Consider the following 14075-nt stretch of genomic DNA (forward strand, 5'->3'; position numbering starts at 1 on the left):
AAGTACCCCCTTCGAAAGGATTTTACCGTTTCCGGAGGGGAAATGACGTTTTTGGAGCGGCATCGCCACAGGCCCTCCCTACACTTGTTGCAATCCATTATCAACTGATTGCAGCAAGCCACCGAAATGTCGAAAGTGATCCTGATGACAGCTCGTCATCTCTTACTGATTGCCCTTATACCAATATCACAGTCTAAAAGCTTGGCCGCGACGACGCTTCCTGCGGAAGAGCTGAACAAAAAAAGACCGGCTAAACAAACCTCTGAAGATATTGTGGTCAGAGGAACGAAAAGAGCGACGAGCTTCCTTGCGAGCGATGTCGCTGTGACGGTCCTTACCAAAGAAATACTCGAGCAGGCGCGCATACGTGATCTACGGCAAATCGATCGCCTGGTTCCTAACGTGCATTTCAATGCTGCAGGACAGCTGAGTAATATGTACATATCGATAAGGGGTGTTGAATCAAATCCTTATTTGGTCAACAGAGCCGCCGTTTATATTGACGGCATACCATTCCGAGAAATAAGCAATTCAGTACTGAACGAAGTAGAGTCTGTTGAAGTACTACGAGGCCCGCAAGGAACTCTCTATGGTGCGAATAGTGAGTCAGGTTTGATCCTAGTGTCAACCAAAGCACCTACAAACGCAAGAGAAGCGCAACTGCGGACAACTATGAGCGGTTTCGAGCATGGTTACGAGACGATGACCGACGGCTTCGTTGGAGGTCCTCTCATAAAAGACAAGCTCGTAGCGTCGCTTGCTTTCATGCGTTCCGACGGAAACAGTTACCTATATAATATTGCGCCATATAACGGTACGCGCGGCTACCTGGAAAAGACTTACGGGCAGGCGCGTGTACGCTGGACTCCAACTGAAAATATCACAATAAACGCCTTGGGTTATGGTCTCAAGACTTATGCTCCAGGTATGTTTGAGTATGAGTACGTACCCCTCGATATATCAAAATATAATCAAACTTACGGCAGTCTATTTAATAGAAGCAAAAATATATCATCGTTTACTTACGCCAACGATGCCCCGAAGTTGACGAATAAGAATGAAGAAGTTGGTGGAATGAGTGGAGAATGGCGCCTTCCCTACGGGCGCTTCAATATTGCAGGATCATATCGACACGAAACGGTCGATAGTCGCGGTTATGATCTTGACATGACTGCGGCCCCAATATTGGCCGGTGAAATATATAATAACAGTAACATATGGAATACGGAGCTTAGATTTACGTCGCCAGACCACAAACCAATTGAATATATGCTCGGGGTCTCCGTTTATGGTCAAGGTAAAAGCGAAACTCTGGGTACTGAGGTCGGTCCAGGGACCCTGACGAGCTACAATCGTGCTCCACTGCAGTACTCACACGGGAGAGACGACAGCCTGTTCGGTAACATTAGCTATACCCCGAGTTTTCTCAGCCGGATCACATTCACCGCAGGTCTCCGATACGACAGGGCACACCGGAACAGTCGGCAAGCCGCTGGTAGTCTCGATTTGGGCCCATCTGGTATCATCGCCTATCGCGCCGTCAAGCTATCGAACGTGTTTCCTCAGATTCTGCCTCGCTTCGCAATTCGATATCGAGTGCTGGATGATCTGTCGGTGTACGCGAGCGCTGCCAAAGGCTTCATACCCGGCGGCTTCAATCTATCAGCAGTCCAAGCTGGTATCGATGATAGCAAAATTCTTAAATACAGAAGTGAGTCCCTGTGGACCGAGGAGATAGGGTTCAAGTGGAGAACGCCTGATAAAAAAGGGCATATATCAGGTACGATATATAATATAGATTGCGACAATTGGCAGGAGATACAAGTCGCGACGGATTCCAGTGGGCGGCCAGTAACTTCGGATTACATCGGTTCCGGTGCCGCTATGCGATCTCGAGGTTTCGAAGTCGAAACCGATTACAAGATCGCACGGGGTTTATCCCTAATCGGAAATATTGGGTATAATGACGCGCGCTATAAGCATCTAGTTGTTAACCCAGGAGGAAATCTGAGGGGAAATCACGTAATGCTTACTCCCCAGTACAATGCGCTAATCGCCGCTTATTATCGGCACAAATCTGGCTTTTTCATCAGAGCAGAAGTGAATTTCAACGGTAAAATGGCTCTTGATGAACGTAATAGAGCATTTCAGCCGGCAACTAGTGTCGTTGGGCTACAAACAGGCTTTGAGGCGAAGCATTATACCGGGCGTTTATTCGTCGAGAATCTGACGAACAGGCGTCGTTTTGATGGTCTGGCCCTCGATAACCTCGCTTTCGGCAGAGACGGGAATTTATACGGTTCACTAAGCGCCCCGAGAATTTTCGGGCTTGAGATCTCAGGAAAGATATAAAAATGAAAGAGGTCACCAACGCTCATGTTCTTGATGCCACCCGGCTGACGGGGGTGACAGAAACAATGCTCATCACACTTGCAGCCCGAGTTCTGGCTCCTCGCGAGAATCCCGATTTGAAATTTGAGGATCCCGTTGCTGAAGATATAGCGCGCGCCATTGCTCTGGATGTCAATCGTTTCAAGAACGACAGGAAAACGATGCGTGGGGCTGTTATACGCGCCATGTGGTTCGACGGGGTCGTCTCCCGCCTCCTGGCACAACACACCGGAGCGACATGTATAAGCTTTGGATCGGGTCTTGATGTCAGACAATCAAGACTTGCGAGCCTTGAATTCGCGTCTTGGATTGATGTGGAGTTACCGGATGTTCATGACCTGCGTTGCAGATTTGTTCCGCAGCAATGGCGCCGTGCAGAGCTCGTGTCGGAAATTTTGCATCCCGCTTCGTGGCTGGAAAACGTAAAACCAATTAGGGGGCAGCCCATAATTTTCTTCGCTGAAGGAGTATTCCTGTACCTTGACCGTGACACGATCCATGCAATTCTGACGGCTTTGATAGAGTTCGGGAACGAAAATAATTGCAAAATATTCATAGTTGTAGATCTTATTTCCCTTGTACTTGCTAGATCCTCGAGAAGAAATAGGAGCGTTAGATCCACTGGTGCCAAGTTTTCTGTTGGAGTTAATCAGCCTGAAGATTTGATTCGAATGTTTCCAGAATTGACTCTTTTGGAGGCATATAACTTAATGAGCGGATTGGGTGCTGGCGCTGCTTTTTTTAAATGGCTATATCAGGCCTCTACTTGGGGAAGGATTCCCTATAGTGGGTGTTGTTTCTCCACGTGAGATAATGCGCGTTAATTGCCGTGTTTTGGGATTCTTGCCTTCCAGCAGCCAGTCCACTTATCGTCTGAGCATACTGCTTTACGGTGCGTCATCGTTACCCGCGGAATTACAACACCGCATGCAGCCTGCGCTTCGAGGATTCATCGCGCGCGAGAGTACTATTGTAATTCGGGATCATTATGCCGTTTCATCGCTCGCTCTAACGCGGTCGGTACGATGTCATGAATATGACAGCAGGCGATTTGACGGATCAGAAGGCTTAGCAATGACCCAGATTGCCAAGAAACTGTCTACAGACGCGAATATTGCTAATGGCGACTTCATATTATCCCTTCCCGATAACCGACATCTTGCCTGTACCGAATTTCTGGGCGGCCTCCTATACACTGACCTACTTCCGTTTCATTATATTATCGGAAGTGGGGTGGATGGGCAGAAAACGGCGCTGAATGAGATCGAAAGAATCCACTTCAAAGGATCGCTGCAATGTGAACTGCTTCTGCCCGCTGACGCACGCAGCAGACACTAGCAGCGCTCGAATGTAAGCGGAGCAATCCTTTTCTTTATAAGATGCCCAGAGCGGTGTTTTTCGATGTCTCAAACCTCATTCCGACGAAGCAGGCACTTGGCATATCGCAGTACCCACCGGACTGACAGGTCGCCGAGTATATGGCTGAGAGGATTCCTTGTCCTGCTCATACTTGTCGGTTTGCTTGGCCAACTGACGATACAGAGCCAGGCTCGGCAGGGCGAGATGCCCCGTCAAACCCTTGAGCGTCTGACCGGTTTCGACATTGGCTTCCATCCGGACGACGGGCAAGCCATGTCAGCCTGTGACGATATGCCGGGCATGGACGGGTCGGGCATTACAGACGCGCCATCAGGATCCCCCGACCGTCATCATCACCATGACGGGGGCTATTGTGCGTTATGCCCCCTACTTCATCTGGCAAACGTTATCCTTGGCCCGGTTATCATTGTTCTGCTGATTGTCGCGCTGATCTATCAGGCGGCTTATGTTCTGCCTCCGTCGCGAGCACCGCCCGTCCTGCGCCTTGCCGGATTACCGCCGCCTACCGGTCCGCCCCTGAGCTTCTGATCCTGCCTTTAGCTACGACACTTTGAATGCAGTGGCTCCGATGCGCTGCGTCACCGTGTTGTCGTGCCCAGTATCCTGGATCCGGAATTCCTCCCGTGGACATATCATTTATCTGTGCAGCCAATGCATGGAAGCTAGCTTGCGGCTGCGCATTTGTCGCTCTTACATGTTACCCCTCTGCCTTCGCATCCGATCAAGCCACGAATCAGTCGGCCAAATCTGTTCTTCGCAAGAAACAGGATAACACGGCTGAACAAACGCCGACGTCGAACTGGTCTGGCGAAACAATAACTGTGACCGGACAGCGTCAAACCTATGCCGCGCCGATATCATCAGCTGCGACGCGTACCAATACGCCGCTCATACAGGTGCCTCAGTCCGTTCAGGTCATTACGCGTACGCTGATACAGGAGCAGGACAGTCACTCCCTGAGCGCGGCACTCGTGAATGTCTCTGGCATAACTCCCACCAGGACAGATGGCATTCTGTTCATCCCACCGATCATTCGTGGCTTCCCCGCGGAGGTCTATCTTGACGGACTGCCTCTGTTTGCAGGCAATCAGCAGGCTTTCGCGCCAACGGCGCTGGTCGGCGTCGAACGTATCGATGTCCTGAAAGGGCCCAATGCCACGTTGTATGGTGGTGGCTTGGGGACGCCACTTGGTGGCGTCATCAACATTGAGTCCGAGCTACCAAGTGATAAGACTGGCGGATACGTCGCGATGCGCGGGGGAAGCTACACCACACTCAATCCATCTGGGGATATCAATCTCAGGCTTTCTTCCAGAGTATCGTTTCGTCTCACGGGCGAGTATCTCAGCGACAAGAGCTATATCGATCGCGTTCATGGCGCACGTTTTTCATTGCAGCCCAGCCTCCTCTATCGGATCGACTCAAAAACCGACCTGGTGCTGCGCGGTCAGTATAACGACAGACGCAACCTCGAATATTCAGGTCTCCCAGCGGATATGGCCTTGGCCGGCAAGCTGAATCGCTATGCCTTCCCCGGCTCTCCCCTCGGTCAGCCCCTAACCAAGAACATCAATCGTTCTGCTTTCGTGGCGCTGCACCATGCGCTTTCGGACACAGTCAAACTCACGGTCACGGGGCGCTATTACAGCAACACAGTCCATGAATATGGGAGCTTCATTGACCCGGACATCTTTCCCACAGACCCCTCCGCACCGACCGTATATGACGTCTCCCCTATCCTCATGCATAACCGGGTCAAGGAAGCGACGCTGGATGCCAATCTGTCGGCGAAGCTGCACATGCTGGGTTGGACACATCAGCTTGTCGGCGGCCTTAATTACGATTGGACCAGCTTTTACAGTGCCATGGGATTTGGTGTGAGGGATACTCCATTGGGCACGATTGATCTTGCCCACCCGGTTTATGACCTGCATTACGTGGCGCAGCTACCGGTCAATTCCTATACGGATGATCATTACAAGACCTACGCAGCCTATGTTCAGGACCAGGCGAGCTACGGGCGCCTACATATCACGGGCGGATTGCGCTTCACGGCGCTGAAGTTCCAAGAGGCAACCGACTTTGGTGTCTCAAACAACAAGACTTATTACCATGTTTCGCCCCGCATCGGGGGTACCTTTGACATTGTGCACGGCCTTGCTCTTTATGCCGGCTACTCGACTGCATTTCGCGCAGCGTTCGGTTTTCTTGGATTGCAACCTCCCAAACCGGAAAAATCCCGTAACGTAGAAGCTGGTCTCAAGCTTGCCTTACCCGGCACGGGTCTTTCAGGCACTCTGGCCCTGTTTCATCAGACACATGACAACGTGGCCGTGCCGGACATGACCAATGTCGGCTACTATGTGCAAAGCGGGAGTCAACGCGCGCGTGGTTTCGAGGCCGACCTTATCTGGGAGCCAAGCCCGGCCTTTTCGGTTCTTGCGAACTACGCCTTTACCGATACACGTGACAACGGCGTCTCTCCTGGGGACCGGATTGCCCGCGTTCCCAAGAACAGCGGCCGTGTTGCTGCCCGGTACCGCCTCCTCCACGGATGGGCCAAAGGTCTGTCCTTCGGCGCAGGTATGACGGCCTATACCTCCCGCCAGCTGACACTGCCCAATACGATCGCTGTTCCCGGCTATGCGGTGTTCGATGCGCAAGCAGCCTATTCCTTCGATCGATATACTCTTGGTATCTCGATCGTAAATCTAGGCAATCGCAAAGCGTGGGATCCCTATTCCTACATGGGCAATCCTGTCATCGCCCCGCTCCAGCCGCTATCGGCATATGTTACGCTTAAGGTCCGGCTGTGATGAGGAAGATCCGTTTTTTCGTTTCTGCAGCATTACTCTCAATCTTCTCGCCTTGTGCCCTTGGCGTTGCCCACATGCCCGCAGCCGGGGATCGCCAGGTATATTCTCTCTACAGTAAGGGCGAATTGCCGACGCCTGGCGTGCCGGAAACTGTTGCCCGGATTAACGGCATGGCAGACCCGATCGTCTTCAACGTCAGTGAGCCCACTCTCGAGGTGTTCAGACCTGGCAAAAATCACGCGAACGGAACGGCAGTGATTGTCGCTCCAGGTGGGGGATTTGTCGGGATCGATTACCAGCAGGGAGGCGTCGATATTGCACGTGCGCTAGCCGAACGGGGCTATACCGCGCTGGTTCTTAAATATCGCACGATAAGGAGCCCTGATACCGGCATGCACATGCCCGCTACTCATCTGCGGGAAATGCAGGCGATCACGAAGCGCGCCAAGGAGGCTTCGACGGAACCCGTTCCTCCCTTTGCGGGGGAGGCGCACGCTCTGGAGGATGCGCAACGAGCAATATTCCTCGTGAAAGCGCATGCCAGGGACTGGGGGATCGATCCTGTACGGATTGGCTTCCTGGGTTTCTCGACAGGAGCGTTTCTTGCTGTCGATCTGTCGATAGGTGCCAAAGAAACGCGTCCTGCATTCGTTGGCATCCTGTATGGCGGACTTCGTGGACCAATCCCCTCAGACGCCTCCCCGGCTTTCATCGCTGCGGCCAGCGACGACCCACTGCTGCCAATGGACGCCGTGCAGATCTATACGGCGTGGCGTCGGGCCGGGGTCGATGCGGAGCTTCATATCTACGGGCATGGGGGACATGGCTTTAGCCTTGCCCCGCAGGGGACGACAAGCGATTACTGGCTTGATGAATTTATCTGGTGGCTAAAGGCGCGAAAGCTCGAGTGAGCGGTGGCACGCTGCATATGCCTCAAAATGAAGCTGCCAGCAGAGGGCTTGCCGTTCTGTCACTCGCCAGATCGTGACGGTGGAGCCTCACCAGCTTATTACCTCTGTCCTTCAGTGCTCTACGGGTGGGGTGGAGTGGCGGTGCGGCGTGCTCCGTTTCCAGAGAAAACTGATCATCGAGCGGCACAGTGCCTTACCATGCTTGCCCGCTACGGTTTTGCGTCCTGCGGCCTTCATGGAAAACTTCTCGAGCCTGCTGTTTCGGATCGGGCGATAAGGCGTAGCGAGATAAGATTGCCGATGAGTGAAAACTGGCGTTCTTCCGCCATTTTTTCTACTTCCGTTTCTTCTTATTATCGGAAGTAGGGCTAGTGGACGTGAAACTGCAGCGGATCGGGCAGAAAGCGTGCCTCAGAGGCTCGCTTTCGATGCGGCGCAGATCATCTCCCTGCCTATACGGCCGCGCTCAATGGAGGATGTCAGCTTTCGCCGTCATGCCGGACATAGCGTTGCCTTGCACGTCTTCTCGTAAGCCGACATCACCTTGATGGTGCATCCCGATCCGCATGGAGCGCGATCGCCTTTTGCGCCTCCAAAGCCGCGCGGCGGCTTTCCAGCTCGCGGGCTATATTGTTGTAAGCCGTGCTGCCGAGCGCAAGCCGAAGCGGCATCTCGGTGCCATCGACCGTTGCGATGATTGCATCCGTGCCTTTTTGGACATCTCCATTTATTACGAAGCTGCCACTGTCAATGGCATCGCGCACGGTCTGGGCAGGGGTGCCTCGATATGCTTCCAGTTCGGGTGCCTGTTCCAGGGCTGCGCGAAAGCCCGTCTGCGTTGGCCCCGGCTCAACCAGCAGGAACGCGATGCCGAAACCTGCGACTTCCTGCGCCACGGCCTCGACAAAGCCTTCGATGCCCCATTTCGTCGCGTGATAGAGGCTGAAACCGGGATAGGCGATCTGGCCACCTTCGGATGAGAATTGCACGATCCGGCCACCGCCCTGTGCGCGCAAATGCGGCAGTGCCGCGCGAATCAACTGAATCGAGGCCGTTAGATTGATCGCGATCTGACGGTCAATCTGCGCGTCGCTCAGTTCCTCCGCCGCACCGAACAACCCGTAGGCCGCATTGCTGACCACGACGTCGATCCGGGTTTCGGAGGCAAAAGCGTCATCGACGGTCCGAAGTAATGCCTCCGAATCCGCGAGATCGAGCGACAATACGCGAAGCGTCTGCGGATATTGCGACGCAAGTTCCGCCAGTGTCTCGGAGCGGCGCGTGGTCGCCAACACGCGATCGCCCCGCTTCAAAAGCCTTGCAGTCAGCACCGCGCCGAAACCGCTCGATGTTCCCGTGATGAGCCAGGTCTTTGCCATGATGATGTCTCCTTACCCACCATGATAGGCATTCATCGGAAGAACGATTAGACTGAACAATCCGCATGATCTGGTGAGCATAAGTTGACAATCACCACCCGCCCTTCGCTGAATGATCTGATCGCGTTCGCAACCGTTATCGAACATCGCAGCTTCACGCGAGCCGCAGTTCATCTGGGCGTTTCTCGCTCGGCTCTCAGCCACACAGTGCAGAGCCTGGAACAGAGACTTGGGCGTCGCCTGCTGAACCGCACGACCCGCAGCGTGGCCCCTACCGAAGCGGGATCGAGTCTGCTCGCAGGGATCGGTCCGGTTCTGGAAAGCTTCGATCACGCCCTGGATCGTTTTTCGGAAGCGCAGGGCGTCCTGAGCGGCAGGCTCCGGATCAATGCCGGCGCGACGGCGATCGGCATTCTTCTCGGCAGAGCCGTACCCGTCTTCCTAGAGCAATATCCCGGTGTAGTGCTCGATCTGACGGCAGATGGCCGCTTGGTAGATATCGTGGCGCAGGGCTTCGACGCAGGTGTGCGCCTGGCCGACGCCGTCCCTCAGGACATGATCGCCGTGCCCTTTGGCGGCCCGGTGCGTTTCATCGCCGTGGCCGCACCATCTTATCGGACGGACGCTTCATTACCGCAGGTGCCTGACGATCTGCGCTACCATCGTTGTATCGGACACCGTCTACCGGGCGGGCGTCTTTATGATGCTTGGGAATTCTCGAAGGACGGCCAGGATATCGTGCTGGATATTTCCGCCTCGCTGGTACTGGACGATATCGCCTTGATGGTGGAGGCCGCCTGCGCGGGGCTCGGCATCGCCTATGTGCCCGAACCAGCGGTGCGTGCGCGACTGAAAACCGGTCGATTGGTGCACCTGCTTGCAGGTTGGTCCCCTCCCGGGCCTGGCATGTGCCTGTATTACGCGGGCCACAGACGCGTGCCGGCGGCTCTGCGCGCTTTTATCGACGTGCTGCGCGAGCAGGGCATATGACGAATTTCGCCCTCTTCTCGGACGTAGGAGGCGATCCCACGTGCTCCGAAAAGCAGACCTGCCTCAATAGCTGATACGGTGTGCACCTGACGCCGTGGTCTGTCCCTTCAGGAGGTCTACACGTGCTGCAATTCGGCCATCAGAGTTTGCCGTCATACTTTTGATAGAGTGCTGGGAGGAAGCGCGCGAGATTGTTGAACTCGCTCATATCGTGCACCGCCAGCTCGTAGGCCATCAGCTTGAGCTGTTCCGCATCATCCATGCCGGCGCCGGCGAGAAGCTCCTTGCCCTTGTCCGCACCCGGGAAGCGGGCAAGAGCAGGGTGCGCGCCGATCCAATAGCGGCTGAACAGTTCCATGCCCGTCGATGTTGGTCGCACCATGTGGATCATCAGGCCGATCGTGATGTCCGGGTGACCGGGAAGTTCCAGCAGCCCGCTCGCGCTCGCCTGGAAACCTGCCGCGGCATAGCGATTCATATCTACGCCAAGAATGGAGGGGTCGCAGAACCGGATCGTGCTCTTGAGCAGGAAACGTCCGAGATATTCGACGACTTCCGAACGATTTTCGTAATACCGCTCCTCAAGCGTCAGGCTGGCATCCGTCAAACGTTTCGGGTCCTCGACCGTCGCCGAGAGATGGCCGTGGGGATACCAGAGCATATAGCGGCTAGGCTCTATCGCGTGCCAGCAGAACCACCATTTGAACATTTCCGGCGTGGCGCCGGGGAAATCGACACGGCTGCGGACGTGCATCGTCGGTCCATCGAGAACGGTCCAGCCATAATCCGGCACCTCGTAGTCGGGCGCGAACATCCTGTTGAGATTTTCCGGCGTGGGGGCCATGTCCGGCGCGGGCTCCATCGGGCCTGCGGCAAGTCCTAGTGCGGACGATTCCGGTACGAGCAGCCGTTCATTAAGGAATTCCGCGAAATCGGTCTTTCCGATCGCCGCCGCGGACTCCTTGAAGAGGTCCTGCAAATTAGGTGCTGTGTAGGTCACAGGCGTCATAGTGCTCTGTTTTTTCGGCATCATATCAGGATCCCCATTTGGTTCCAGTTAAGGGGGCGACATTGCCCGTCTTTTGAGAGGTGCCGGACATCGCTGACCTGCGATAACCGACGCTGCGCGAAATCAGGACGGCGAGCCCGCGTGCATAAGCGTCATCAAGCGTCTCGCCCAAGAGGAGCCGATACCAGAAGGCGCCATACAAGGCGTCCAGGGCGGCGCCGATATCCGCGTCTCCGGCGAGTTCCCCGCGCGTTGCCGCCCGTTCAAAGATCGCCCGGCCCAGCCACACGCGCGGCTCGACGAAGCGCGTGCGAAAGCTTTCCAGAAACTTCGGATCGTCTTGAGCGGAAGCGATGAGGCTGCGGATCGCGGGACCATCCCGGCGCAAATTTTCGAAGAGCATCGTCAGAAAGCTGCAGAGCTCATCCTCCAGTGCTTCCCTCGCAGGCTGCGGGCTCAGGCCCTCGCCCTCTACGAAGGCGTCGAGGACAAGTTCCGCCTTGCCAGGCCAGCGACGATAGAACGTCTGCCGGGCGACACCGGCTTCGGTCACGATCGAATCGATGGTGACCGCCCGGTAGCCGTCCCTGATGACCAGTCGACGGGCTGCCGCCAGAAGATGGGCGTCCGTCGTTTCGTCGCGCGGACGACCGGACTGGCGCTGCAGGACAGCTGGTGAATCGGTGATCTGCGACAATGACGCTCCTGTCTTCTGTTTAGATACAATACTGCAGTCTCGTAATGTACGCAAGGGACAGCTCGTGGCCTCCCCGACCGATCAGAGAAAGCGGGCGTAATAGCCGGGCTTGAAGCGAAAAGCGTTGTTGCGCCACTTGATGAGTTTCTCGGGCATGAAGGTGAACGAGAAGAACACGATGATCAGACCCAAAGCCTCGAGAGAGTCGAGGAACGTCACCTTCATGCAACTGATCATCCACAAGCTCGTGCAGAGGATCGGCAGGAAGCCGATTATGGCGGTTGCGTAACCCGGATTGTAGAGCGTGCGTTTGCCGCGGCCGCGAAAGCGCTGCAGCATGCGGACGCCGAACATTGTATGCATGAAAAGCTCCGCACCCGCGAATACGATATTCATGATCACAATCGCGGGTCCGGCACCGACGGAGAGCTGGACGATGCCGAACCACATTGCCGTGAAGACCGTGATCATGTCGGTGAGCTGGTTCATCGGTCGCTGGTCGGGCTCTGACGACTTGCCCATGACCCAGTTATATTGCCACGCGAAACCACCCGGCAGATACCACTCTTCCAGCGCATGGAAGGGGAGCAGGATATAACTTGCCGCCACCACCTTCTCCGCGGGCGACCACACGCCCCAATGCGTAATGAGCGTATGCAGGATGCCCGCGCCGAGCGCGAACATCACGTAGAACCAGATCGACTTTGTCCAGAGTTTCAGCATGTCGGTAATCCCTTTTTCGATATAGCTTCGCAGGCTAGTCTTTGCGACGTTGCGTCGCAATACGAACGGGAGCCCCCATGCCAAGGATTTTTTCCACTACACTCGCGGACAATCATCGGCACACATGGAAGGTGCTGATCGCAGCGCTGGAGGTCTGCCTTTCGCGTAAGCTGATCGACCGTCTCTCGCTTGCTGATGTCGCGGGTGAAGCCGGCATGGCGCGTAACACCATCTACAACTACGTGCCCGACAAGGTCGCGCTGCTGGCGGCGGCGGCGGATCACTGCGCGGCCACACTTGTCGCCGATCTCCGCGCGGTGGTCGCGTCCGGAGAGCCCGCTTCCAGTCGCATCGCGCGCATGCTCGAGCTTATTCTCGCGGCGGTCGTGCGGGGTGATCACCCCGCAATCATGGGTGCCGCGGTCACACTGATCGGTCTTGATCCGGACGATCCTCCATCCTTTCTGATCGAGATCCGCATGCTTTTTCAAACCGTACACTGCGAAGGTGCCGATGCGGGGGTGCTGCGCCCGTTCGATGCTCTGACGTGGTCGATCCTGGCAGGTACGATCCATGCCGCAGTTCTTCAGATCAAGCGTTCGTCGCACTCATGCGACCGCATCATCACCGAAACAACCCGCATCGTGTTCGCAGCACTTACCGTTCCTGAACCAACATAAGCAGCCACTCCTCTTATTAATGTTAAGATGCGGCATCGATACCGGCGCTGGTGGCGGCATCGACGTCTGTTTCGGAGGGCTGCGCTCGAAAAGCAGACCGTCGGCTACCCCGCCATTCCAGACAGAGATCCTTGGAATCGCCCCCCAATATGCCGACCTACCGCCGATAATCTTTATTATCGGAAATAGGTGTGATGTGCGGAAAACGGCAGCGGATGGGCCAGAAAGCCTGCCTCCAAGGCACGGTTTCGATGCAGCGCAGGTCATCTCCCTGCCTATACGGCCGCGCTCAATGAAGGATGTCAGCTTTCGCCTACATCCCGGACGTAGGGTCTGGCAGTCTGATTTTCCTAAAGCGGACAGTCCGTGATTTGCCGTGAAATGATGTTGTTCCCCTTCACATGAGCGCATTCTCCGCTCGGCTGCATACAAGCAGCCGTTCTGGAGAACGTGTCATAAAACAAGGTATACGCTTCCCATCACCAACACTCAAAACGCAAACGCCGTGGAACGCTGGCAAAATGGTCGGCGCCAAACGGGCCCTGAAAGAGAAACACGTCTGGGCCATCCGCTTCTGGCTGACCCATGAGGGGCGGATCCGTGATCGAGCGCTGTTCGATCTTGCCCTCGACAGCAAGCTTCTAGGTTGCGATCTCGTGACGCTGCGCATCGGCGATGTCGTTACCAGCGGTCAGATTCGTAGCCGTGCGATGATTGTACAACAAAAAACGAGGCGTCCGGTGCAATTCGAAATCACGGAGACGACGCGTGAGAGCGCCCGCACCTGGCTGGAGCATCGTGGTGGCTCACTCCAGGACTTTGTCTTTCCCAGTCGCCTGAGTGCAAAGGCACATCTGAGCACGCGGCAATATGCCCGTCTGCTGGACGAGTGGGTGGAAGCGGTTGGCTTGATCCCTGGCGAATACGGCACGCATTCGATGCGCCGGACAAAAGTCGCGATGATCTATAAGCGCACCGGTAATCTGCGTGCAGTACAAATCCTGCTGGGTCACGCCAAGCTGGACAGCACGGTTCGATATCTGGGTGTCGATGTTGAAGATGCACTGGCCTTGTCAGAGGCGACGGACCTGTGACGTCT

12 protein-coding genes are annotated in these 14075 nt (G+C 55.5%); 8 read left to right on the forward strand and 4 right to left on the reverse strand.

The features are described from left to right. Nucleotides 1-126 precede the first annotated feature (126 nt). From ABHV46_RS00995 to ABHV46_RS01015, 5 genes are all read left to right on the forward strand, one after another. Complete coding sequence (locus tag ABHV46_RS00995) at nucleotides 127-2352, forward strand: TonB-dependent receptor (RefSeq protein WP_438382332.1); 2226 nt, start codon at nucleotides 127-129, stop codon at nucleotides 2350-2352. 2 nt (nucleotides 2353-2354) lie between these two features. Beyond that, entirely contained in the window at nucleotides 2355-3200 is an 846-nt protein-coding gene (locus ABHV46_RS01000; protein WP_438382333.1) for a class I SAM-dependent methyltransferase, read from the forward strand. A gap of 754 nt (nucleotides 3201-3954) precedes the next feature. Beyond that, nucleotides 3955-4299: a DUF2946 family protein gene (locus tag ABHV46_RS01005; protein WP_438382334.1), complete on the forward strand. Its 345-nt coding sequence runs from the start codon at nucleotides 3955-3957 to the stop codon at nucleotides 4297-4299. A 95-nt stretch (nucleotides 4300-4394) separates the two neighbouring features. Next, on the forward strand, nucleotides 4395-6587 hold the full coding sequence (locus tag ABHV46_RS01010) for a TonB-dependent siderophore receptor (protein ID WP_438382335.1): 2193 nt from the start codon (nucleotides 4395-4397) through the stop codon (nucleotides 6585-6587). A 170-nt stretch (nucleotides 6588-6757) separates the two neighbouring features. Beyond that, nucleotides 6758-7498 (forward strand): alpha/beta hydrolase, encoded by a 741-nt coding sequence (locus ABHV46_RS01015; protein WP_438382336.1) that lies wholly within the window; start codon nucleotides 6758-6760, stop codon nucleotides 7496-7498. A 539-nt stretch (nucleotides 7499-8037) separates the two neighbouring features. Here the strand turns inward: ABHV46_RS01015 and ABHV46_RS01020 are convergent. Continuing rightward, nucleotides 8038-8877: an SDR family oxidoreductase gene (locus tag ABHV46_RS01020; RefSeq protein ID WP_438382337.1), complete on the reverse strand. Its 840-nt coding sequence runs from the start codon at nucleotides 8875-8877 to the stop codon at nucleotides 8038-8040. Nucleotides 8878-8961: 84 nt separating this feature from the next. Here ABHV46_RS01020 and ABHV46_RS01025 point away from each other — a divergent pair, with 84 nt between their 5' ends. Next, nucleotides 8962-9867 (forward strand): LysR family transcriptional regulator, encoded by a 906-nt coding sequence (locus ABHV46_RS01025; RefSeq protein WP_438382338.1) that lies wholly within the window; start codon nucleotides 8962-8964, stop codon nucleotides 9865-9867. 139 nt (nucleotides 9868-10006) lie between these two features. On the opposite strand, the gene ABHV46_RS01030 is transcribed toward ABHV46_RS01025, so the two are convergent. The 3 genes from ABHV46_RS01030 to ABHV46_RS01040 form a co-directional block, all read right to left on the reverse strand. Further along, nucleotides 10007-10900: a DAPG hydrolase family protein gene (locus ABHV46_RS01030; RefSeq protein ID WP_438382339.1), complete on the reverse strand. Its 894-nt coding sequence runs from the start codon at nucleotides 10898-10900 to the stop codon at nucleotides 10007-10009. A gap of 1 nt (nucleotide 10901) precedes the next feature. Next, nucleotides 10902-11573, reverse strand: coding sequence for a TetR/AcrR family transcriptional regulator (locus ABHV46_RS01035; RefSeq protein WP_438382340.1), 672 nt, complete (start codon nucleotides 11571-11573; stop codon nucleotides 10902-10904). Between the two features lie 81 nt (nucleotides 11574-11654). After that, entirely contained in the window at nucleotides 11655-12296 is a 642-nt protein-coding gene (locus ABHV46_RS01040) for an HXXEE domain-containing protein (protein ID WP_438382341.1), read from the reverse strand. 77 nt (nucleotides 12297-12373) lie between these two features. On the opposite strand from ABHV46_RS01040, the gene ABHV46_RS01045 reads away from it, so the two are divergent. After that, on the forward strand, nucleotides 12374-12976 hold the full coding sequence (locus tag ABHV46_RS01045; RefSeq protein ID WP_438382342.1) for a TetR/AcrR family transcriptional regulator: 603 nt from the start codon (nucleotides 12374-12376) through the stop codon (nucleotides 12974-12976). A 521-nt stretch (nucleotides 12977-13497) separates the two neighbouring features. Continuing rightward, nucleotides 13498-14070 carry a tyrosine-type recombinase/integrase gene (locus ABHV46_RS01050; protein WP_438382343.1) on the forward strand — a complete coding sequence of 191 codons (573 nt, stop codon included), beginning with the start codon at nucleotides 13498-13500 and terminating at the stop codon, nucleotides 14068-14070. Nucleotides 14071-14075: the final 5 nt, after the last annotated feature.

This window comes from Asaia sp. BMEF1, assembly GCF_051628905.1.
In the GTDB taxonomy this organism is placed as follows: Bacteria; Pseudomonadota; Alphaproteobacteria; order Acetobacterales; family Acetobacteraceae; genus Asaia.

Coding starts and splice junctions, on each gene's coding strand:
- ABHV46_RS01020 (WP_438382337.1), bottom strand. CDS start 8,877: ATGGCAAAGACCTGGCTCATCACGGGAACATCGAGCGGTTTCGGCGCG.
- ABHV46_RS01015 (WP_438382336.1), top strand. CDS start 6,758: ATGGCAGACCCGATCGTCTTCAACGTCAGTGAGCCCACTCTCGAGGTG.
- ABHV46_RS01045 (WP_438382342.1), top strand. CDS start 12,374: ATGCCAAGGATTTTTTCCACTACACTCGCGGACAATCATCGGCACACA.
- ABHV46_RS01000 (WP_438382333.1), top strand. CDS start 2,355: ATGAAAGAGGTCACCAACGCTCATGTTCTTGATGCCACCCGGCTGACG.
- ABHV46_RS01030 (WP_438382339.1), bottom strand. CDS start 10,900: ATGATGCCGAAAAAACAGAGCACTATGACGCCTGTGACCTACACAGCA.
- ABHV46_RS01040 (WP_438382341.1), bottom strand. CDS start 12,296: ATGCTGAAACTCTGGACAAAGTCGATCTGGTTCTACGTGATGTTCGCG.
- ABHV46_RS00995 (WP_438382332.1), top strand. CDS start 127: ATGTCGAAAGTGATCCTGATGACAGCTCGTCATCTCTTACTGATTGCC.
- ABHV46_RS01050 (WP_438382343.1), top strand. CDS start 13,498: ATGGTCGGCGCCAAACGGGCCCTGAAAGAGAAACACGTCTGGGCCATC.
- ABHV46_RS01005 (WP_438382334.1), top strand. CDS start 3,955: ATGCCCCGTCAAACCCTTGAGCGTCTGACCGGTTTCGACATTGGCTTC.